Origin of the sequence: Myroides sp. C15-4 (assembly GCF_050522745.1) — a bacterium.
Taxonomy (GTDB): Bacteria; Bacteroidota; Bacteroidia; order Flavobacteriales; family Flavobacteriaceae; genus Flavobacterium.
The window spans coordinates 1-21,203 of sequence record NZ_JBMVQX010000001.1; the positions used below are offsets into that span (position 1 = coordinate 1).

The following is a 21,203-nucleotide window of genomic DNA, read 5'->3' on the forward strand; positions in this document are numbered from 1 at the left end:
AGCTAGTTTATTTCGTGATCCTAAAATCACCTTACTCTCTTTTTTCGTATGCTGTTGTCCAATATGTCTATGATCGTATTTCAATCCCTCTTCTACTTAAATTTCGAAGCGAGTGCAAAAGTAAAACTTCTTTTTCAATTTGACAAAAAAAATTTGAAAAAATTTTTCTTCCCTTTTTTATCAAATCACTCGTTTACTAAAGCGAGTGCAAAAGTAAAAACTTTATTCGAATTAGCAAAACTTTTTTGAAAAAATATTTTTCTCTAGTTTTTGCCAATCCTCAGTATTTACTGAAGCGGACTGCAAAGATAAGACTCTTTATTCCGATTATCCAAATTTATTTTTAAAAAATATTTTCAACCTAATCGCAAGTCTTTTCTACTGCTTTTCTATGAACGTCTGCTTGTTTAATGCGGATGCAAAAGTAGTACCTTTTTCTCCACTTCCAAACTTTATACAACCTTTTTTTTAAAGTATTTTTCGATTAGTTCACAACTCGCTAGTATAACGCGTTTTATCATAGAAAGTTTTTTTGGCGTTTGGCTTTTTTGTTGGGGCGCGGTTTGTTTGTTGCGCGGTTCTTGAAGGCGCGGTTTGCTCGTCGTGAGGTTCGCTCGGTTTAATTTCGTGATTCAATAACAAGAAAGGTTCATGCTTATATACACAACAATTCTTCCTTATATATAATATAAGGAGAAATTTACTTACTAACGACAATCTAAAACGAACCGCGCGAACCGCACAAAAAACGAACCGCACAAAAACGAACCGAAACGCAGTGAAGGTTCATCAAACACCAAACCAAAATATAAATTAGGGGAGATAAAAGCCAATCAACAAAAAAGACCAACCTCACAATATAATACTATCTTTGAGTTTCATTTATTTTAAACCTTAATTATTATGTACGTGAAAAAAGCTATTGTTGGAACCTTAACGGGTATCTCTTTATTCAGTGTCTCGTGTAAGCAAAATCCAGATCAAGCGGAAGCAACAGCAAATTGGGATGAGAGTAATTCTTTTTATATGGAAAGTACATTATCTTATCAAACGGCAGACTTTGAAAAGATCAAAAACAAAGATTTTAAGCCTGCTATTTTAGAAGGTATGCGCCGTCAGGTGGAAGCCATTGATCAAATCACAGCCAACACAGAGGCACATACTTTTGAGAATACCCTTGTAGCGTTAGAAAAATCAAGTGCTTTATTCAATCGCGTCAGTGCTGTCTTCCATTTATTGGTTGGCGCGCATACCAATGATGAAATAAAAGCTATTAATCAAGAGTTATCTCCTAAATTCGCTGCACACCGCGATGGGATCTACCTAAATGAGGCATTATTTCAAAAAGTAAAACAACTACATGACCAGCAAGCTTCTTTAGGTTTAACAAGTGAACAAGCGCGTCTATTAGACGTATATTATCAAGAATTCGTTCGTTCAGGTGCCAATTTAAAACCTGAACAGAAAAAAACACTGAAAGCAATCAATCAAGAATTAGCTTCCTTAACAACACAATTTGGCGATCAGCTATTGGCAGCAACAAAAGCAGGAAGTGTAACTTTCACAAAAGAAGAATTGGATGGACTTTCTTCTACTGAAATGGAAGCCTTCAAACAAGCGGATGGAACCTATGCTATCCCTTTAAATAATACGACACAACAACCAATCGCTGCCTCTTTGAACAAAAAAGAAGCTCGACAAAAATTATTTGATGCAGGTTGGAGTCGCACAGAAAAAGGAGATGACAATGATACAAGAGCAACTTTAGTGGCCATAGCTAAGAAAAGAGCTGAAAAAGCAGAATTATTGGGCTTTAAAAACTATGCTGAATGGAGTTTACAAGGCAGCATGGCTAATAAACCTGATCAAGCAAAAAAATTAATGGATCAATTGAGTCCATATGCTGTTGGTGCAGCGACACAAGAAGCAAAAGAAATTCAAGACCTTATTAATAAAGAAGCAGATCCTTTTACTTTAACAGCTGCTGATTGGGATTACTATGCAGAAAAAATCAGAGCTCAAAAATACGCTTTGAACCTAAATGAGGTAAAGCCGTATTTTGAAATGAATGCCGTATTGGAGAAAGGTGTGTTTTACATGGCCGAAAAACTATATGGCATCACCTTTCATGAACGCAAAGACATTCCTGTATGGCAGGAAGATGTTCGCGTTTTTGAAATATTCGACGAAGATAAAAGTCCAATAGGCTTATTTTATGTTGACTTTTATGCACGAGAATCAAAACGCGGAGGCGCTTGGATGGGTAATCTTGTGACACAATCTAAATTATTAAATCAAGCGCCTGTAGTATATAATGTATGCAACTACCAAAAACCTGCGACGGGTCAACCAACACTTTTATCTCCAGATGAAGTAATTACCATGTTTCACGAATTTGGACATGGATTACATGGTTTCTTATCGGATGTTACCTACCCTACTGTTGCAGGGACAAGCGTTTCTCGTGATTTTGTAGAGCTCCCTTCCCAGTTTCACGAACATTTTGCTTTTTTACCCGAAGTTTTGACTAACTATGCTAAACACCATGAAACAGGTGAAGTAATCCCTGTTAGTTTAATCGAAAAAATGAAAGCTGCGCAAAACTTTACTATTGGTTATGGTTTAACTGAAATCTTAAGTGCGTCGTTATTAGATATGGAATGGCATACGATTTCATCAACGACTGAAATCAAAGATGTCGCCACATTTGAACAACAAGCCTTAGCCAAATATGGCATTGATTTAGCTACTGTTCCGCCAAGATATCGTTCTTCTTTCTTCAATCACGTATTTGGAGGCGGCTACGCAGCAGGCTACTATTCGTATACTTGGGCAGAAACACTAGACAATGATGCATTCCAATGGTTACTAGACAATGGAGGAATGACACGTGAAAATGGTGCCATCTTTAGAGCTAAAATTTTATCCCAAGGAAATTCAAAACCATCGGATGAAATGTATCGCGAATTCAGAGGAAAAGATGCAACGATAGATGCTTATTTAAAAATGAAAGGATTTGATCAAATAAACACGTTTAAAAAGAACGATAAAATAGATACTAAAATCTAATTCCAATAAAAAAGGTCAGCGGATGCGCTGACCTTTTCTTATTTATTCACTTCTTTGAAGCTATGAATCATTCGCTCCATTTTTTCTTTATTTTCCTCTTTCTTTTTCTTCAATGTCCAAGTCAACACTTGATAGTAATCTTCTTTCCCATCAAAAGCCGCAAAACTATAGTACACATCTAATCCAGAAATAGTTGCTGTGAAGTTAACTCTTTTTCCTTTTAGCCCATTACTTGTCATATCTTCTAATTCGAGTTCACTCGGTTCGATAGACTCTAGTGTTGACGATAAAAGCTCCAAAGTCCCATGAGCAAACAAAGTCAAAACATCTTCTCCTTCTACAAATGCTCCTGATCGTTGAAACATCGTTTTAATCGCTTCTTTGTTTTCGTTGAGTACGATAAAATACAATTCTTCTTCGACACTTTGCAATTGAAAACTTGCTTCGCTATTCAGGTGCTTCGTTTTTTGCATCGTTGAAGGCGCTTCAATAGTGAATTTGCCAGGGTATCCCATTTCAGTATACGCCTCTTTTTTGTTACAAGCCGTTAGCAGAATAAAAAAAAGCATCATACTTCCAATTCTCTTTATCATAGTCTTTTGATTTTAAGAAACAAAAATACACACAAAATTAAATACGTGCCAAATCTTGCATCACTTCAGCGAATAATTTTATACTATATTTTCGCTTTTCATAATCATAAATTGGTGTGGTAATCATTAATTCGTCTACTTCCAACACTTCACAAAAGCGATTGAGTTCTGGTAACATCTCTTCTTTTGTTCCAATAAATGAACAAGCTGTCATATTGTAAACTGCTGCTTCTTCTTGTACGGTCCAAACTCCTTGCATGGATTCGATCGGCGGTTGAAGTGGTTTTCTATCATTTCGAATAATTCCCAAAAACATACGATAAAACGAAGTGGCCAATTGCTCTGCTTCATGGGTTGAATCAGCTAGGATTGCATTGACACAAGGCATGAAGTAAGGTTTCTCTAATTGAGCAGAAGGCTTGAAATTATTTCGATAGATTTTTCCTGCCATTTGAATTTGATCAGGGGCAAAATGACTAGCAAAAGCATAGGGCAATCCCAATTCTGCGGCCAAATACGCACTATCTGTACTCGAGCCCAAAATCCAAAATGGAACATCCAATCCTTCTCCGGGAAAAGCTCTTACTTTCGCTTCTGCATTGGTTGCACTAAAAAAGGTTTTCAACTCTTGTATTTGCTGTGGAAAGAAGTTCGCACTCATCGTATCATTTCTTCTCAAGGCCATAGCAGTTACCTGATCTGTCCCTGGCGCTCTTCCCAATCCCAAATCAATTCGATTGGGATATAGTGATTCTAAAGTTCCGAATTGTTCCGCAATAACTAATGGAGGGTGATTGGGCAACATTATTCCCCCAGAGCCTACTCTTATTTTTGCTGTTCCTCCAGCGACATAACCGATCAAAACGGCTGTAGCTGAACTTGCAATATGCGGCATATTGTGGTGTTCGGCTAGCCAAAAGCGTTTATACTCCAGCTCTTCTGCATGCTGCGCAGTAGCTAATACATTATTTAATGTCTCTTTCGTTGATTTCTCTGCCCCAATGACAGCTAAATCCAAGAAAGAGAACGGTATATTTTTGATCATAATACTTAAACTTGTGAAATAATTATTGCAAGCTATTAAAGTAATCAATAAAAAAATAAAACACTAATGCGATAGAAATAGTTTAACATATACAACTAGTCTCTTCAGTGCATGAAAATAAAAAGGCCCATTCACTCTGGAATGGGCCTTTTTATCTTATCTGATTGTAATGGTACAATTTGACAAATCGTCGATGATCGCTAAAGATTCTACGCGAACGCCTTTTTCTTCTAACAACGTACGCCCCTGTTGAAAGGCTTTTTCGATGATGAATCCCATACCCACTAAATTTGCACCAGATTGTTCAATGAGATCTAACACTCCCACTGCTGCATTACCATAGGCTAAAAAATCATCTACAAAAAGAACATTGTCTTCTGGTGTAAGGAAATCATTGCTGATCACTACGTCATAGGTTCTGTCTTTGGTAAACGAATGAATTTGTGTGTGCAACATATTCTCCATTGTACTGGGCTTCTTTTTCTTTGCGAACACAACAGGTAGATTGAGTAAATATCCTGTCATAATTGCCGGTGCAATTCCACTTGCTTCAATAGTCATAATCTTGTTGACATTGGTAGCAGCAAATCGACGGACAAATTCCACACCAATAGATTTCATTAAAACAGGATCCATTTGATGATTGATAAAACTATCTACTTTTAAAATTCCTCCTTCAAAACATCGTCCATCTTGAAGAATACGCTGACGTAATAATTCCATTTTTTGTGTGTTGTTGTCTATGAATAAATAAAGGAGATTGTATTAAATCTCCTTTTGGTAAATATAAATGCGAAGTTATAATAATATCCATACGTTTACAAAATTCACAAACGCATTCTTTCAAAACAAGAGCATGGGATCGTTTAGGCCTTCCTATTTCTTGCCCCTTAGTACGACAAATGGTCGAATAACTTTATTCCCTAATTTATCTAGGGTATTTTCGATGTATTGCCAACGTTCAACATGGCTGTAACCGATATTGGTCATGATTCGAATTAACCATTCTGTCCTGTAAAAGTGAAAAACATCTTCCTTAGCAAACGGTTGCTGTTGAGCAAAATCCTCTCGAATATAAGACAATGCTATGCTCCCTCCTGGTTTTAGTACGCGATAAATCTCGGTAAAATACTTCACTGGATCATTCCAAAAATAAACGGTATTTACTGAAAAACAATGATTAAAGACTTTATCAGCATAGGGAAGGATATTTAATTCTTGTGCCAATGTCAAATCAATTTGTTCTTGTGGCAAAGAATCTTTTACCTTAACTGCCATTTCCAACATCAGTGCGGATATTTCAATTCCTGAATACTGAATGTCTGGAGCACTTGAAAAAATATAAGGTAAGTGTTTCCCGCTTCCGAATCCAATTTCTAAAACAGCGTCCTTTTGATAAAGTTGCAACCGATCTACTGTTTTGTAAATCATATTGCTATTTGATTTAAACATTACTTCCGCCAACTCCTCTCCTGCCTCTCCTGACGGACATCGCAGTTGATTTGCAACCTCATTTAAATCTAAATTACTCATTCCTTTTAATTTTGCTCAAAGATAACTATTTAGAATGAGTCCACATAATATTCTATCACTTTATTTTCTCTTCTCAATACAAAAAAATGGCTGATAAACGAAAAACCCCGAAATGCGATTTCGGGGTTTTCCTAACAAAAATAAACTAACAACTCAATAAAGAACAAATACAAAAAGCTATTTGCCATTCGATTGAATTCAACATATAGAGTGCGACAACTAACCCCTATATACTCTTCTATATTTTTTATCTCAACAAGGCGTATTCAAACTTCGGATATCCACGATCTCCTTTCTCGTTGAAGAAATCTAACATTCTCATTTTATAATAATGCCCTTTGGCATCTTTGATCACATAGAATACATTTTTATATAACACTTTCGCATTAGCCACCTCTCTCCATGTTCCTCCTATAGTAGTAAAATCTTCGGACAATTTACTTTCGTCTACACTTTGTAAATTATACTCTTTGAAAAAGTTTTTATCTCCTTTCGGGATTTCAACTTTATAGGCTTTTACTCCACCATATCTATTTTGCAAGATAAAATCTGAGTATCCATAAGATCCTTTCGGGTCACCTGCTTGATCTACTTTATTTGTAAATACGGTAAAGTTAAGGTCCCATTTTGTTTTACTTGGTTCAACAGTCACTACTCCATTGCTATCGAAACTAAAGAAAGTAAAGTTAAATCCTGGTGTTTTAGCAAGTAAGACTTCTTTGTGTGTACTGTCATTCAAATCAGCATATTGCAATAAATAGCCTCCTTGACGTTTTAGGATACGCACTTTTTTCCAACCGCGTTCTTTTCCTGTTACTTCTACTGAACCTGCTTCTACATTTCCTGTTCCAGGTTCAAATCCCAGATTCACTAGATATACATTGTTCTCTGCATCGACATCAGATACACGGTCAATTGCTGTTATATCAGGATCTCCAGATGGATCATCAATATATTCTAAGTTAGCTGGATCAAAAGTACCGATTTTAACAAGCCCTTTCATGCCTTGAATGGTTGCATCTTCGCGAACATCGTCAATAGATTTTGCTCCTTTGATAATTCCAGCAGCCATATAAACAGATCCATTTAGACGTACTCTGAATTCACTTCCACTGTCAAAAGCTAAATCCCAAGAGGTACGCTTTACTTCATACATTGCTTTTCCACCTAAATCTACATACACTTGGTTGGGTTGAGTTGGTCCTCCAACGTTTGGTGCCAAAATTCCTCCCAATGATGTATCAAAACTAATCATCATGACATTATACCCTTGAATCTTTGGTGCTTTTACGTCATAATTTACTTTGACAATATTAAACTGAATGGTTTTATCCATTCGATCGTAAGGGAAAATTAAATTTTCAAAAGTAAACGTAGTACTCTTCGTTCCTTTTACAATGGGAACCATTAATTTATGCTCCACTGCCGCAGGTTGAGTAGCAAAATCTACTCCATATACTGCTTTACTTGGTATCAGTTGAATTTCAATCGATCCATCTCCTTGTGCAATCTCAGAAAATACTAATTCAACGTCTTTTGTCGTTTCTATTTCCCTATACGGAATAGAGGGATCTCCAAAAGCCACAATAAAATCGCGTACATCACTATTTCCATTATTAGAATCTTTCTCACATGAGCTGAAAAAAACAAGTGCTACAATTGCAATAACAAGTTTTCCTAATCTAAAATTCTTCATAATTAAAATCCTAATTTATATTGTAATTTAAAAAAGAAACTCGTTCCATATCCAACGGGTATTGCTGTAGCTCCTCCTGCATGTGCTGTTGCTCCACTAGTCGTTGAGCGAACATCTTTGATGTCAAATAAGTTCCTCACTCCCACTGTTGCATACAACATATTTTTAAAAAATGGTTGTCTCACGCTAAAATCTAACCAAGAATAGCTCTCTTGCTTCCCTTTTACATAATACTCTCCAAATTCATCCGATCCTTTTTTGAATCGCTCTTCCTCTCCATTAAATTTATAATACAGTGAAAAGTTAGTTCCCGTTTTTGCTAAACGATAATTGATATTAGCTGTTACCTCTGGCGTATACAAAAACTTATCTGTTCCCTTTGGCGCCTCATAAATTTCTTGTGAGACCCCTGACATGGTGAATCCAACACCAAAATCAAATGCATCCCAACTCAACTGGCTCAAAAAAGTTACTCCAATATTGCGGTATAAATCTGTATTTTCATATACATACTTTAATCCTTCTGGGTTAACCAATTCAATTAAATCAATCTTATCGGATACTTCTAAATAACGTCCTGTTAAACTATTGCTCAACTCCATGTTGTTTCCTAGCTTAAAACTCTTTTTTGCATTTAAAAATGCTGTTTTACCTTTTTCAGGATTTAAACTTTCATTTCCTTGTAAATCGTGATTCACATCGACGAAATACGTATATAATTCTTCGTAATTAGGCAAACGAGGAGATGTACCAATAGTACCTCTAATTTCATAATCACCTGGAAGCACATATTTCAAAACTAAACTCAAAGCATGTTGACTGTTGAAGGTATTCGATGTCATCAAGCGATACCCTGGGCGTACCATTAATCTCGGCAACACATTAATCTCAGAAGAAGCATAAAAATCATAACTTCCCAAAGACTTTTTCTGTGGGCTTTCCGCTAATTGTTCAGACATAGCTGAGAATCCTTTCGTATAAGCCACTTCGTACCCAACTTGGAACTTAGCCGTTTCTAGCTGTACAAAGTCACTGAACGTACCTCTAGAGAAAAACACCTCTCTACTCTCACTTTTAAAAGAACTTCTATCGAATTTTTCATCGTACATGATGCGATATCTGTACTTATCTGTTTCGCGTTCTTGCTTTTGATAAGAAAAAGACAAATCAAAACGGAATAAATCTTCTAATTTCCCTGATGTATTTAACACGTTAGACCAACGTTTCGTATTTAGAATTCGATCATTTGCCACGGGATTAATTGTTTCAAAAACAGGATCTTCGTTTATGTTGAAAAGCTTAGCATAATCTTTCATGCGCTCATCAAAAAATTCGAATTTATAATATACGCGATAGGAATTCTTGTGGTAGTTTAAAAAACCTTTGACATTATTTTGGTTTTTAGGCAACCACTCATGTCCTCTTTTATTTTCGTCTCCATAGTAGGTAAACCCTTCACGGTCGTCATACCAACCTTTAAAATCTGTGTGAATATAGGAAAGACTGGCATACAAATTATCATTGATATTATGTCCCATCGTAATCCCTTGGATGTGTTTTCCTTTGTTCTTCCAATCGTATTCGCTCCCTACGGTTTCCTCTTGTACAAAAAAGTTAACGTTCCAATCATGGATATTATTCTTCTTTGTGATGATATTAATAATACCTGTTACAGCATTTGCTCCATAATCAACTCCCATAGCTCCTTCGACAATTTCAATTTGCTCGATATCGTCTAAGTTAATTTGAGTTAGATCGGTATTATTCCCAAAACCTTCATCTGAAATCATGGGTACATTATCGATCAGAATAGTGAAGTACTGTGCGTCAAGACCAAACATTTTTACTGTTGAACGCCCAGTCCCTGCATTAGGAAGGATTGAAATATTCATTACTTGATTCAAAGCATCTGCCAAGGTAACTGCTCCTAAATTTTCAATTCGCTGTCTATTGAGAATAGTTACGTTGTTAACGGCTTTATTGATCGACTGCGGGTTATATTGACCAGAAATCACAATTTCTTCCAATTTTCGCTCCGGTTCTTTGATCGTATCATTTGTTTGAGCAACTACAGTCGAACTTAAAGTAAGTAACGTACCTGTTGCAAGCAGTAGTGAACGTTTCATTTATATGTAAAGTCTTTTATTTAGATAGATTCTTAATTGCAAAGATAACAAAATATATTATTTAAATTGATTTTAAATAATATATTTTTCATAAAAAAAGCGAAGTTAACCACTTCGCTTTTTGATCTATACGTATAACTACTAGTTTCTAGGTAAAAACACCTCTGCCATCATGCAGCGTGCGCTTCCTCCACCACAAGCTTCGATGGTATCCAAGCTACTGTGGAGTATTGTTGCGTGCTTTTCGAGCGTTTTAATCTGTGCGTCAGTTAAGCTATTATACGCCTGTGTAGACATGATTAAATACTTTTGATCGTTTGCACCTAAGATTTGCAACATATTTCCTGCAAAATTATTCACTTGATCTTCCGTGATGAGTACCACTTCTTTTCCAGATTGCTTCAAGTGATTTAAAACAATTTTGCGTTCTTGTTTATCGTCAATTGTATCGGCACAAATAACAGCAAATGTATCACCTAAACACATCATCACATTGGTGTGATAAATGTTTTTACGTTCTCCATCTACAGTTTGGAATGCTTCGAAAATCACAGGATTCATTTCAAAGTCTTCACAAAACTCAATAACTAACCCTTCATCTGCACGTGGAGACAAAGCACAATAAGCGATTTCATTGGTTCTATCCAATAATAAATTTCCTGTTCCTTCTAGGAATAAATCATCTTCTTCTGCAGCGGTATAATCCCATATATCGTTGATTACAAAGCCTTGTTCTTCTAATATATCCAAGATATCTTCGCGTCTTTCTAACCTTCTGTTTTCTGCAAACATCGGATATAAAACAACTTCGCCTGATTCGTGGAAAGAAATCCAGTTATTTGGAAAAATACTATCCGGTGTATCTGGATCTACTGTATCATCCACAACCGTAACATTCACCCCTACTGCACGTAATTTTTCTACAAAAGCATCAAATTCTTGTTGCGCTTTTGCATTCACTGTTGCAGGTGTTAAATTATCTAGTACCTTTTGGTAATAATTATTCACAGCTGTTTGCTCATTCATACGAAAAGCAACCGGGCGAATCATCAGAATATTATTTGTTATTTGTTTCATACTATTCGAATTAATCTCTTATTAAAGGTAGTGTAGAGCAACGCAATAAACCTTCTTGCTTGGCAATTTCGGCATAAGGGATCTCTTCCACTGTTATATTGTGACTTCTCAACCAATTATTCAAACGCGTAAAATTCTTTTCAGAAACCACCACGTCAGGAGCTATAGAGAATACATTGGAGTTCATATGATACATTTCTTCTCTGGTCACTTGAAATAAGTTAGCTTCTCCAAAGATATCCACTAAATAATTGTATTCGCTTTCGTCATAGAATCCCCCTTTGTAGATAATGGCTTTATCTAATCCGACTGGTTGAAAACAACAGTCGAGGTGTAAGGCATTATCACGAGGTTCTACTTTAGATTTTACCAAATCAAAACTCTTGATTATTTTATTTGGAAACAATTCGCGAATAAATTCAACGCCTAATTCATTCGTACGAGCAGTAATATAGTTGCTGTAATCTGGTCGTTTATAGGATCCGATAAATATATGATCGTTCCACAACATTACATCCCCGCCTTCGAAATGCATTTCCTCTGGTGCGGATATAATATCGTTGGGATTTATTTGGTCTAAAACGTAGTTTATAGCAGCTAATTCTCTATCTCGATCGGGAAGTATATTGGCCTTGATAAATTTATTATCAATTACGAATCCAATGTCTCGAGTAAAAATTTGATTGTAATCTTCGATAATTTCAGGTCGAAAAACCTGTACGTCGTATTTTTTAAAAACTTGATTAAACGCTTCCATTTCGCGAACCATGTCTTCTTCTACAGGATACGTCCCTGCTTTGATATGCTCAAGCGATTTGGGATCGTAGGCTTCTTCTATTGTAGGTGTGGGTCCATTACTAACGGCAGTGCCTAGGACCACAGCCCGCAAACGAGAGGTTTCATTTTTTACATTTAATTGTAACATAAACTGTCATTTTGTACAAATATAATAAAACCTTTTATGTGTTTTGTTTTTTTGTGCGCTTTGTGTGTTGTACGGTTTATCTCACCTAGATTGTATTGGTTTTAGTGTTCGATGAATCTTCAATTTGTACGTTGCACTTTGCTCGGTTTGCTCTTTGCGAAGTTTATTCATTGTAAAATTGAGATTTCAACTGATCACTATTCACTAATTCGTAAACAAAAAAGGAGATGAATATTCATCTCCTTTTTTGTTATTTTCTTTCGTTCATTGGAACGAAATCTCTTAAAGGTTCACCCACATACAATTGACGTGGACGTCCGATTGGTTCTTTATTGATACGCATTTCTTTCCATTGTGCGATCCAACCTGGTAAACGACCGATAGCAAACATTACAGTAAACATTTCTGTAGGGATACCTAATGCTCTATAGATAATTCCAGAGTAGAAATCTACGTTTGGATATAAGTGACGATCTACAAAGTAAGGATCTTTTAAAGCTGCTGCTTCTAATTGCTTAGCAATATCTAAAACAGGATCATCTACTCCCAATTTAGCTAACACTTCATCAGCTGCTTTTTTAATGATACGCGCTCTTGGATCGAAATTTTTGTATACGCGGTGACCGAATCCCATTAATCTAAATGGATCATCTTTGTCTTTTGCTTTGTTGATGTATTTTTCAACATCTCCACCGTCATTTTGAATCGCTTCTAACATTTCAAGTACGGCTTGGTTAGCACCACCGTGAAGTGGTCCCCATAGTGCAGAAACACCCGCTGAAATTGAAGCGAATAAACCTGCATGTGAAGAACCTACCATTCTCACTGTAGCAGTCGAACAGTTTTGTTCGTGATCTGCGTGTAAGATGAATAATTTATCAACCGCATTTTTAATAATTGGGTCGATTTCATACGGTTCTGTTGGTAAGGCAAACATCAAATTCATGAAGTTATCTACATAACTTTTTGTGTTATTGTAGTAATTTAATGGATATCCTTTTGCTTTTCTATACGTCCAAGTTGCAATAACTAAGAACTTACTCATTGTTTTACAAACAGCTTCATATAAACTCTTTTCACAATCCGCATCGACTACTTTTGGATTAAAAGCAGTTAAAGCACTTGTCAAAGAAGCTAAAACTCCCATTGGGTGAGCTGTTTTCGGGAAACCGTCAATGATATTCTTCATTTCTTCGTTTACCAAAGAGTATTTGCGAATATCTTTTTCAAACTGAGTTAATTGCTCTTGTGTAGGTAACTCTCCGAAAATAATCAAATAAGAAACTTCTAAAAAGTTAGATTTAGCAGCAAGGTCCTCGATTGAATAGCCTCTATATCTTAAAATTCCTTGTTCCCCATCTAAGAAAGTAATTGCACTTTGGCATGAACCAGAATTCTTGTATCCTGGATCTAAAGTGATAGCCCCTGTTAATGCACGTAATTTTAAGATATCAATTGCTACTTCGTTTTCAGTACCAACTAATACTGGTAGTTCGTGTCTTTGACCATCAACTTCTATAAAAGCTGTTTTAGACATATTGTTATTTTTTATTTTTCTTTACTTTTTATTTACATAATCAAAAACACCTAAAATGTTTTTTTGCAGTTGGAAAGATAGGAAATATTATGCTTACATACAACAGATAAAAGCTAATAATAATCATTGATTCACAACATTTTCGATACAATTTCTATAAAGGTATATTGTTACAAACAATTGTATTTCAATCTACAATATACTATTAAAAAAATAATAAATAATCATTTTTTTTACAAAAAAACCCCCAACTTGTCAAGTTGGGGGTTTTTTATTAATTTGATAAAATTATTTGATTTTAAATGCTTTTTCTTGTGGATAATACGCTACATCACCTAATTCTTCCTCAATACGAAGTAATTGGTTGTATTTTGCCATACGATCTGAACGCGAAGCAGAACCTGTTTTAATTTGCCCACAGTTTAAGGCTACAGCTAAATCTGCAATCGTACTATCTTCTGTTTCTCCAGAACGGTGAGACATCACTGAAGTATAGCCTGCATTTTTTGCCATATTAACTGCTGCAATAGTTTCAGTTAATGTTCCGATTTGATTTACTTTAATCAAAATAGAGTTTCCAATTCCTTCATTGATTCCTCTTTCTAAACGCGTCACATTTGTAACGAATAAATCATCTCCAACTAATTGTACTTTATCTCCAATTTTTTCTGTTAAGTATTTCCATCCTTCCCAATCATCCTCTTGCATTCCGTCCTCTATTGAGATAATAGGGTATTTTGCAGCTAATTCTGCTAAATAATCCGCTTGTTCTTTCGATGTGCGAACTTTCCCTAAGTCTCCTTCGAATTTAGTGTAATCATAAGATCCGTTTACATAAAATTCTGATGCAGCACAATCTAAAGCTAACATGATTTCATCACCGAAGCGGTATCCAGCATTCTCAACAGCCATTTTAATCGAATCCAATGCGTCTTCCGTTCCTTTTAATGTAGGAGCAAATCCTCCTTCATCCCCAACAGCCGTACTTAATTGTCTGTCGTGTAATACTTTTTTCAAGTGGTGAAAAATTTCTGTTCCCATTTGCATGGCATGAGAAAAAGTAATTGCCTTCACTGGCATGATCATAAACTCTTGAAATGCAATAGGCGCATCAGAATGTGATCCCCCATTGATAATATTCATCATTGGTACGGGTAGTGTATTCGCTGATACGCCTCCTACATAACGGTATAAAGGCATTCCAAGTTCTTCAGCTGCTGCTTTAGCCAAAGCTAAAGAAACACCTAGAATAGCATTGGCTCCTAAATTCCCTTTATTTGGGGTACCATCTAGATCAATCATCAATTGATCGATATAGTTTTGCTCAAATACGCTTAAACCAACAATGTGCTCAGCAATAATTGTGTTTACGTTTTCAACCGCTTTTAAAACGCCTTTACCCATAAAAGCTTGCCCACCGTCTCTCAATTCGACAGCTTCGTGTTCTCCTGTAGATGCTCCAGATGGAACTGCTGCTCTACCTAAACTACCGTTACTAGTAATTACATCCACTTCAACAGTTGGATTACCTCTAGAATCTAAAATTTGACGTGCGTGAACGCTTAAAATTGTACTCATAATCAAAGTTGTGTATTAGAATTCGGTCGTTAACCGCATCTTGCATTTAGTTGCTGACCTTTGTGTTGTGTAATTTTTACTTTTTCAAAGTTATTTTTATCCTATACCGGAGTTTTCTTATTTTTTAGCCATATTCGCAACGAAGTCGTCGAATAAGTATCTTGAATCGTGTGGACCTGGACTAGATTCTGGGTGATATTGCACTGAGAAAACAGCTTTGTTTTTCATGCGAACGCCAGCTACAGTTCCATCATTCAAATGTAAATGTGAGATTTCAAGTGTAGGATGGTCAGTCAATGCTTCTTTGCTTACAGCAAATCCATGGTTTTGAGACGTGATCTCCCCTTTACCTGTAAATACATTCATCACAGGATGATTCACTCCTCTGTGTCCACTAAACATTTTGTATGTACCTACACCTTGAGATAGACAAATCAATTGATGTCCTAAACAAATACCAAAAACAGGTAAACTTCCTTCTACGACTTCTTTTACTACAGCTAAAACGCCTTTATCAGCTAAAGCTTGTGGATCACCAGGTCCATTAGACAAGAAGATCCCGTTTGGTTCAAAAGAAAGCAAATCTTTATACGTGCTATTATAAGGGAACACTTTGATATAGCAATCGCGTTCAGCCAAGCAGCGCAGAATATTTGTTTTAATTCCCAAGTCTAGTACAGCCACGCGGTACGTACTGTCAGGGTTACCGAAAAAATAAGGTTCTTTCGTAGAAACCACAGAAGAAAGTTCTAATCCTTCCATCGAAGGCACTGCGTTCAACAAGGCTTTTAATTCTTCTACGGTTTTACCATCTGTACTTAATACAGCATTCATTGCGCCATTATCGCGGATATAAGCAGTTAACGCACGAGTATCCACATCAGAGATAGCCACTAATTGATGTGCCTCAAAATAATCATAAAGACTTCCATCTGCATCAGGACGTGAATATTCGTAGCTAAAGTTCTTACATACTAAACCTGCGATTTTAATTCCATCTGAATCTACTTCGTCTGCATTAACACCATAGTTTCCGATGTGTGGATTCGTTGCCAACATGATTTGTCCATAATACGACGGATCAGTAAAGACTTCTTGATACCCTGTCATTCCCGTATTAAAGCAAATTTCGCCAAAAGCCGTTCCTTTAATACCAATTGATTTACCATAAAAAACGGTGCCATCAGCTAAAACAATGATACCGTCTTCTTTTCTTTTATATTCCATGTGTAAGTTGTATTGTAGTGATGCAAAAATAAAGCAAAAAAAAGGACATTCTAAAAAGAATGTCCTTTTAATTTTATAATGAAAACATATGTAATGAATTATTATTCATTTGTTTCTGTTTCAGTTGTAGTAGCTTCAGCTTGAGGAGCTTCAACAGTTTCAGCTTTCTTCTTCCCTCTACGAGTCGTTTTCTTCGCTTCTTTTTTCGCTACATTGTAGATTTCGTTGAAGTCAACGAATTCAATCATAGCCATATCTGCGTTATCTCCTAAACGGTTACCTAACTTGATGATACGAGTGTATCCACCTGGACGATCACCAACTTTTTGAGCAACCTCTCTGAACAATTCAGTAACAGCTTCTTTGCTTCTCAAGTAAGAGAAAACAACACGACGATTATGAGTATCGTCTGTTTTAGCTTTAGTTACTAATGGCTCAATATATTGTTTTAATGCTTTTGCTTTAGCTACAGTAGTATTGATACGCTTGTGCTCAATCAAAGAACAAGCCATATTAGCTAACATAGAATTTCTATGTCCAGCTTTTCTACCTAAGTGATTTATTTTTTTTCCGTGTCTCATTGCGTTATCGAATTTAGACTTTAGCGGTCTAGATTATTCTTTATCTAATTTGTATTTTGATAGATCCATACCAAAATTTAATCCTTTCACAGCAACTAATTCTTCTAATTCAGACAAGGACTTCTTACCGAAGTTTCTGAATTTCATCAAATCGTTTTTGTTGAAAGATACTAAATCTCCTAATGTATCTACTTCAGCCGCCTTTAAACAATTTAACGCTCGAACTGAAAGATCTAAATCTACCAATTTAGTTTTTAGAAGCTGTCTCATATGCAATGATTCTTCATCGTATGATTCAGTTTGAGCAATTTCATCAGCCTCTAAAGTAATTCTCTCGTCTGAGAACAGCATAAAATGATGAATCAATGTTTTAGCTGCTTCTGTTAAGGCGTCTTTTGGATGAATAGAACCGTCTGTAATGATATCAAAAACTAACTTTTCGTAGTCAGTTTTTTGTTCCACACGGTAATTTTCTATAGCATACTTAACGTTCTTAATGGGAGTATAAATCGAATCTGTGAAAATAGTTCCGATTGGTGCATTGGGTTTTCTGTTCTCCTCTGCTGCCACGTACCCTCTTCCTTTTTCGATTGTCAAATCCATTGTAATTGACACACTGCTTTCACAGTTGAATAAAACTAACTCTGGATTTAATACTTGGAAATTAGAAATAAACTTCTGGAAATCTCCAGCCGTCATTTGTTCTTTCCCTGAAAAAGTGATACTTACAGATTCATTATCTATATCTTCCACCTGACGTTTAAAACGTACCTGCTTAAGGTTAAGGATAATTTCAGTAACATCCTCAACAACACCAGCGATGGTAGAAAATTCGTGATCAACTCCTTCGATACGTACTGAAGTAATAGCATACCCCTCTAACGAAGACAGAAGTACTCTTCTCAATGCATTACCAATAGTCAATCCATATCCCGGTTCTAAAGGTCTAAATTCGAATTTACCTCTAAAATCGGTCGAATCAATCATGATAACTTTATCGGGCTTTTGAAAATTAAATATTGCCATATTTGTTTCGACTGAATGTCAATTATTATTTGTTGTACAACTCTACGATTAACTGTTCTTTGATGTTTTCTGGAACTTGAAGTCTTTGAGGTACAGCAACGAAAGTACCTTCTAAAGTTTCAGGATTCCAAGTAATCCATTCATAAACAGAACTAGAATTAGATAACGAACGTTCGATAACTTCTAAAGATTTAGATTTTTCACGAACAGCAACTTTATCACCAGCTTTTAATTGGTAAGAAGGAATATTCACTACTTCACCGTTCACTGTGATATGTCTGTGAGAAACTACTTGACGTGCAGCTCTACGAGAAGGAGCAATTCCCATTCTGTAAACTACGTTATCTAATCTCGATTCACACAATTGAATCAATACCTCACCAGTAACTCCACGAGCAGCCGCAGCTTTCTTGTAAATATTACGGAATTGCTTTTCTAAGATACCGTATGTGTATTTTGCTTTTTGTTTCTCCATTAACTGGATAGCGTACTCAGATTTTTTTGCTCTCTTTTTTGCTAATCCGTGTTGTCCTGGAGGGTAGTTTCTTTTTTCGAATGATTTATCATCTCCGAAAATAGCTTCGCCGAATTTACGAGCGATTTTTGTTTGTGGACCAGTATATCTTGCCATTTTTCAAAATAAAAAAAAGGTAGGGATTATGAATTCAGGTCACTTTCCTCCGATAATCTATCCTACCTTTGGTTATACTATAAATTAAACTCTTCTTCTCTTAGGAGGACGACATCCGTTGTGTGGCATTGGAGTAATATCGATAATCTCAGTTACTTCGATTCCACCATTATGTAAAGATCTGATTGCAGATTCTCTTCCGTTACCTGGACCTTTTACATAAACTTTTACTTTTTTCAATCCTGCCTCAAGTGCAACTCTACCACAATCTTCAGCAGCCATCTGAGCAGCGTACGGAGTGTTCTTTTTAGAACCTCTGAACCCCATTTTACCTGCAGACGACCAAGAGATTACTTCACCTTTCTTGTTTGTTAAAGAAATAATGATATTGTTGAATGTTGCATTAATATGAGCTTCACCTGTTGTTTCTACAACAACTTTACGCTTTTTTGTATTCGCTTTAGCCATATTACTACTTATTATTTAGTTGCTTTTTTCTTGTTAGCAACAGTTTTTCTTTTACCTTTTCTCGTTCTCGAGTTATTTTTCGTTCTTTGACCTCTAAGTGGAAGTCCAGTTCTATGACGAATTCCTCTGTAACATCCGATGTCCATAAGACGTTTGATGTTTAAAGAGATTTCTGAACGTAACTCTCCTTCAATTTTGAAATAACTTACTGCTTCACGGATTGCTCCGATCTCATCATCATTCCAATCTTGTACTTTCTTATCTTCATCTACATTGGCTTTAGCTAAAATTTCTTTAGCTCTACTAGAACCAATTCCGAAGATATAAGTTAAAGCAATAACTCCTCTTTTGTATTTAGGTATATCTACCCCTGCGATTCTTGCCATAATTATCCTTGTCTTTGTTTAAATCTAGGATTCTTTTTATTAATAACGTAAAGTCTACCTTTTCTACGTACTATGATGCACTCGGCACTTCTTTTTTTAACTGATGCTCTTACTTTCATTTTAATAGCCTCTTTAATATCTATAAGTAATTCTTGCTTTGGTCAAGTCATATGGACTCATTTCCAATTTCACGCGATCACCAGGTAACAACTTAATGTAGTGCATACGCATTTTACCTGAGATATGTGCGATCACAACGTGACCATTTTCTAATTCTACACGGAACATTGCATTAGACAATGCTTCAATTATTGCTCCGTCTTGTTCTATTGCTGATTGTTTTGCCATAAAAATTAAGCTGTCGCTCTTCTATTTTTACCACTCGTCATCATACTATCGTACTGTTTGTTCAATAAATATGAATTAACTTGTTGGATTGTATCAATTACAACGCTCACCATAATTAATAGTGAAGTTCCACCATAAAACATCGCCCATCCTTGTTGAACCCCTAAGATACTTACGATAATCGCTGGGAAAACAGCAATAATTGCAAGGTAAAGAGATCCAGGGAATGTAATCAACGACATAATTCTATCTAAGAAATCCGCAGTTTCAGAACCTGGTTTAACCCCAGGAATAAAACCACCACTTCGCTTCAAGTCATCTGCCATTTTATTAGTAGGTACTGTAATCGCGGTGTAAAAGTACGTAAAAATAATGATTAATAAAGCAAAAAGTAAATTATACTCCCAACCGAATACATTATGGAATGTATTGCTGATTGATTTTGCAGCATCCGAAGTTGATAAACCAGCTACAGCAGCAGGCACAAACATGATCGCTTGCGCGAAGATAATTGGCATAACTCCTGAAGCATTTAGTTTTAAAGGAATCCATTGACGGTTTCCTCCTAACATGGATTGATCATACGTTCCAGAGGCACTTCTACGTGCGTATTGCACTGGAATTCTGCGTACTGCAAGAGTCAAATAGATACAAGCAACGATAATCAATAACCATAAAATTACTTCAATAACAACTAACATTGGTCCTCCGTTATTTTCTGTAATACGCGATTGGAATTCTTGGATGAAAGACATTGGAAGTCTTGCAATAATACCAACCATAATTAATAACGAAATACCATTTCCAATCCCTTTATCAGTAATTTTTTCTCCTAACCACATGGCAAAGATTGTCCCGGCCGTTAGAATCATTACTGAAGAAAACAAGAATGAGAAAGAATTAAAACCTAGCAAAAATGCATCTGACGGCAATTGCACATACAAGTTATAGATATAACTTGGTCCTTGTAATAAGGTAATACCAATAGTTAACCATCTTGTAATTTGATTCATTTTCTTTCTACCGCTTTCTCCATCATTTTGTAATTTTTGCAGATAAGGAACCGCAATTCCCATCAGCTGCACCACAATGGAAGCAGAAATGTAAGGCATAATACCTAAAGCAAAAACAGATGCTTGTGCAAATGCACCACCTGTAAAAACGTTAATTAACCATCCAATTCCTTGATCAGTTTGATCCGTCAACGCTTGCAATTTCGTTGCATCAATACCTGGTAGAGTTACTTGTGTACCGAAACGGTACACAAGTAATAGTCCTAATGTGATTAAGATTTTATTTTTTAACTCTTCAATTTTCCAGATACTGGCTAATGTTTCAAAAAACTTCTTCATCCTGT

General features: G+C 35.9%; 20 protein-coding genes. 1 reads left to right on the top strand and 19 read right to left on the bottom strand.

The features are described 5' to 3' along the window. The first annotated feature begins 903 nt into the window (after nucleotides 1–903). Nucleotides 904–3,069: a M3 family metallopeptidase gene (locus tag ACPDHL_RS00005; RefSeq protein WP_430530789.1), complete on the top strand. Its 2,166-nt coding sequence runs from the start codon at nucleotides 904–906 to the stop codon at nucleotides 3,067–3,069. A gap of 38 nt (nucleotides 3,070–3,107) precedes the next feature. Here the strand turns inward: ACPDHL_RS00005 and ACPDHL_RS00010 are convergent, their stop codons facing one another. The 19 genes from ACPDHL_RS00010 to secY form a co-directional block, all read right to left on the bottom strand. After that, nucleotides 3,108–3,662: a hypothetical protein gene (locus ACPDHL_RS00010; RefSeq protein WP_430530790.1), complete on the bottom strand. Its 555-nt coding sequence runs from the start codon at nucleotides 3,660–3,662 to the stop codon at nucleotides 3,108–3,110. 37 nt (nucleotides 3,663–3,699) lie between these two features. Beyond that, nucleotides 3,700–4,707: an LLM class flavin-dependent oxidoreductase gene (locus ACPDHL_RS00015; RefSeq protein ID WP_430530791.1), complete on the bottom strand. Its 1,008-nt coding sequence runs from the start codon at nucleotides 4,705–4,707 to the stop codon at nucleotides 3,700–3,702. Nucleotides 4,708–4,863: 156 nt separating this feature from the next. Continuing rightward, nucleotides 4,864–5,430 (bottom strand): xanthine phosphoribosyltransferase, encoded by a 567-nt coding sequence (gene xpt / locus ACPDHL_RS00020; RefSeq protein ID WP_430530792.1) that lies wholly within the window; start codon nucleotides 5,428–5,430, stop codon nucleotides 4,864–4,866. 153 nt (nucleotides 5,431–5,583) lie between these two features. Continuing rightward, entirely contained in the window at nucleotides 5,584–6,240 is a 657-nt protein-coding gene (locus tag ACPDHL_RS00025; protein ID WP_430530793.1) for a class I SAM-dependent methyltransferase, read from the bottom strand. A gap of 247 nt (nucleotides 6,241–6,487) precedes the next feature. Further along, on the bottom strand, nucleotides 6,488–7,936 hold the full coding sequence (locus ACPDHL_RS00030; RefSeq protein WP_430530794.1) for an HmuY family protein: 1,449 nt from the start codon (nucleotides 7,934–7,936) through the stop codon (nucleotides 6,488–6,490). Between the two features lie 2 nt (nucleotides 7,937–7,938). Beyond that, nucleotides 7,939–10,062, bottom strand: a complete 2,124-nt coding sequence (locus tag ACPDHL_RS00035; protein ID WP_430530795.1) for a TonB-dependent receptor plug domain-containing protein — start codon at nucleotides 10,060–10,062, stop codon at nucleotides 7,939–7,941. Nucleotides 10,063–10,203: 141 nt separating this feature from the next. Then, complete coding sequence (ctlX, locus tag ACPDHL_RS00040; protein WP_430530796.1) at nucleotides 10,204–11,139, bottom strand: citrulline utilization hydrolase CtlX; 936 nt, start codon at nucleotides 11,137–11,139, stop codon at nucleotides 10,204–10,206. 10 nt (nucleotides 11,140–11,149) lie between these two features. Continuing rightward, nucleotides 11,150–12,064, bottom strand: a complete 915-nt coding sequence (locus ACPDHL_RS00045) for a dimethylarginine dimethylaminohydrolase family protein (protein ID WP_430530797.1) — start codon at nucleotides 12,062–12,064, stop codon at nucleotides 11,150–11,152. Nucleotides 12,065–12,314: 250 nt separating this feature from the next. Beyond that, on the bottom strand, nucleotides 12,315–13,601 hold the full coding sequence (locus tag ACPDHL_RS00050; RefSeq protein ID WP_182626728.1) for a citrate synthase: 1,287 nt from the start codon (nucleotides 13,599–13,601) through the stop codon (nucleotides 12,315–12,317). 288 nt (nucleotides 13,602–13,889) lie between these two features. After that, a complete protein-coding gene (gene eno, locus ACPDHL_RS00055) occupies nucleotides 13,890–15,179 on the bottom strand; it encodes a phosphopyruvate hydratase (protein ID WP_430530798.1) in 1,290 nt (429 codons plus the stop codon). A 117-nt stretch (nucleotides 15,180–15,296) separates the two neighbouring features. Then, entirely contained in the window at nucleotides 15,297–16,406 is a 1,110-nt protein-coding gene (gene carA, locus ACPDHL_RS00060; protein WP_430530799.1) for a glutamine-hydrolyzing carbamoyl-phosphate synthase small subunit, read from the bottom strand. A 101-nt stretch (nucleotides 16,407–16,507) separates the two neighbouring features. Then, nucleotides 16,508–16,987, bottom strand: a complete 480-nt coding sequence (rplQ, locus tag ACPDHL_RS00065; protein ID WP_286467084.1) for a 50S ribosomal protein L17 — start codon at nucleotides 16,985–16,987, stop codon at nucleotides 16,508–16,510. A gap of 33 nt (nucleotides 16,988–17,020) precedes the next feature. Further along, entirely contained in the window at nucleotides 17,021–18,013 is a 993-nt protein-coding gene (locus ACPDHL_RS00070; RefSeq protein ID WP_430530800.1) for a DNA-directed RNA polymerase subunit alpha, read from the bottom strand. Between the two features lie 25 nt (nucleotides 18,014–18,038). Continuing rightward, nucleotides 18,039–18,644 (bottom strand): 30S ribosomal protein S4, encoded by a 606-nt coding sequence (gene rpsD / locus ACPDHL_RS00075; RefSeq protein ID WP_002987483.1) that lies wholly within the window; start codon nucleotides 18,642–18,644, stop codon nucleotides 18,039–18,041. Between the two features lie 84 nt (nucleotides 18,645–18,728). Beyond that, nucleotides 18,729–19,112, bottom strand: coding sequence for a 30S ribosomal protein S11 (gene rpsK, locus ACPDHL_RS00080; RefSeq protein ID WP_158962485.1), 384 nt, complete (start codon nucleotides 19,110–19,112; stop codon nucleotides 18,729–18,731). Nucleotides 19,113–19,123: 11 nt separating this feature from the next. After that, nucleotides 19,124–19,498 (bottom strand): 30S ribosomal protein S13, encoded by a 375-nt coding sequence (rpsM, locus tag ACPDHL_RS00085; protein WP_182626733.1) that lies wholly within the window; start codon nucleotides 19,496–19,498, stop codon nucleotides 19,124–19,126. A 2-nt stretch (nucleotides 19,499–19,500) separates the two neighbouring features. Further along, complete coding sequence (ykgO, locus tag ACPDHL_RS00090) at nucleotides 19,501–19,617, bottom strand: type B 50S ribosomal protein L36 (protein WP_002987490.1); 117 nt, start codon at nucleotides 19,615–19,617, stop codon at nucleotides 19,501–19,503. Between the two features lie 13 nt (nucleotides 19,618–19,630). Then, nucleotides 19,631–19,846, bottom strand: a complete 216-nt coding sequence (infA, locus tag ACPDHL_RS00095; RefSeq protein WP_002987492.1) for a translation initiation factor IF-1 — start codon at nucleotides 19,844–19,846, stop codon at nucleotides 19,631–19,633. Between the two features lie 5 nt (nucleotides 19,847–19,851). Beyond that, entirely contained in the window at nucleotides 19,852–21,198 is a 1,347-nt protein-coding gene (secY, locus tag ACPDHL_RS00100; protein WP_430530801.1) for a preprotein translocase subunit SecY, read from the bottom strand. Nucleotides 21,199–21,203 lie beyond the last annotated feature (5 nt).

Bases quoted from the DNA above. Each gene is read 5' to 3' on its own strand.
- ACPDHL_RS00005 (WP_430530789.1), top strand. From the start codon at position 904: ATGTACGTGAAAAAAGCTATTGTTGGAACCTTAACGGGTATCTCTTTA.
- ACPDHL_RS00010 (WP_430530790.1), bottom strand. From the start codon at position 3,662: ATGATAAAGAGAATTGGAAGTATGATGCTTTTTTTTATTCTGCTAACG.
- ACPDHL_RS00015 (WP_430530791.1), bottom strand. From the start codon at position 4,707: ATGATCAAAAATATACCGTTCTCTTTCTTGGATTTAGCTGTCATTGGG.
- xpt (WP_430530792.1), bottom strand. From the start codon at position 5,430: ATGGAATTATTACGTCAGCGTATTCTTCAAGATGGACGATGTTTTGAA.
- ACPDHL_RS00025 (WP_430530793.1), bottom strand. From the start codon at position 6,240: ATGAGTAATTTAGATTTAAATGAGGTTGCAAATCAACTGCGATGTCCG.
- ACPDHL_RS00030 (WP_430530794.1), bottom strand. From the start codon at position 7,936: ATGAAGAATTTTAGATTAGGAAAACTTGTTATTGCAATTGTAGCACTT.
- ACPDHL_RS00035 (WP_430530795.1), bottom strand. From the start codon at position 10,062: ATGAAACGTTCACTACTGCTTGCAACAGGTACGTTACTTACTTTAAGT.
- ctlX (WP_430530796.1), bottom strand. From the start codon at position 11,139: ATGAAACAAATAACAAATAATATTCTGATGATTCGCCCGGTTGCTTTT.
- ACPDHL_RS00045 (WP_430530797.1), bottom strand. From the start codon at position 12,064: ATGTTACAATTAAATGTAAAAAATGAAACCTCTCGTTTGCGGGCTGTG.
- ACPDHL_RS00050 (WP_182626728.1), bottom strand. From the start codon at position 13,601: ATGTCTAAAACAGCTTTTATAGAAGTTGATGGTCAAAGACACGAACTA.
- eno (WP_430530798.1), bottom strand. From the start codon at position 15,179: ATGAGTACAATTTTAAGCGTTCACGCACGTCAAATTTTAGATTCTAGA.
- carA (WP_430530799.1), bottom strand. From the start codon at position 16,406: ATGGAATATAAAAGAAAAGAAGACGGTATCATTGTTTTAGCTGATGGC.
- rplQ (WP_286467084.1), bottom strand. From the start codon at position 16,987: ATGAGACACGGAAAAAAAATAAATCACTTAGGTAGAAAAGCTGGACAT.
- ACPDHL_RS00070 (WP_430530800.1), bottom strand. From the start codon at position 18,013: ATGGCAATATTTAATTTTCAAAAGCCCGATAAAGTTATCATGATTGAT.
- rpsD (WP_002987483.1), bottom strand. From the start codon at position 18,644: ATGGCAAGATATACTGGTCCACAAACAAAAATCGCTCGTAAATTCGGC.
- rpsK (WP_158962485.1), bottom strand. From the start codon at position 19,112: ATGGCTAAAGCGAATACAAAAAAGCGTAAAGTTGTTGTAGAAACAACA.
- rpsM (WP_182626733.1), bottom strand. From the start codon at position 19,498: ATGGCAAGAATCGCAGGGGTAGATATACCTAAATACAAAAGAGGAGTT.
- ykgO (WP_002987490.1), bottom strand. From the start codon at position 19,617: ATGAAAGTAAGAGCATCAGTTAAAAAAAGAAGTGCCGAGTGCATCATA.
- infA (WP_002987492.1), bottom strand. From the start codon at position 19,846: ATGGCAAAACAATCAGCAATAGAACAAGACGGAGCAATAATTGAAGCA.
- secY (WP_430530801.1), bottom strand. From the start codon at position 21,198: ATGAAGAAGTTTTTTGAAACATTAGCCAGTATCTGGAAAATTGAAGAG.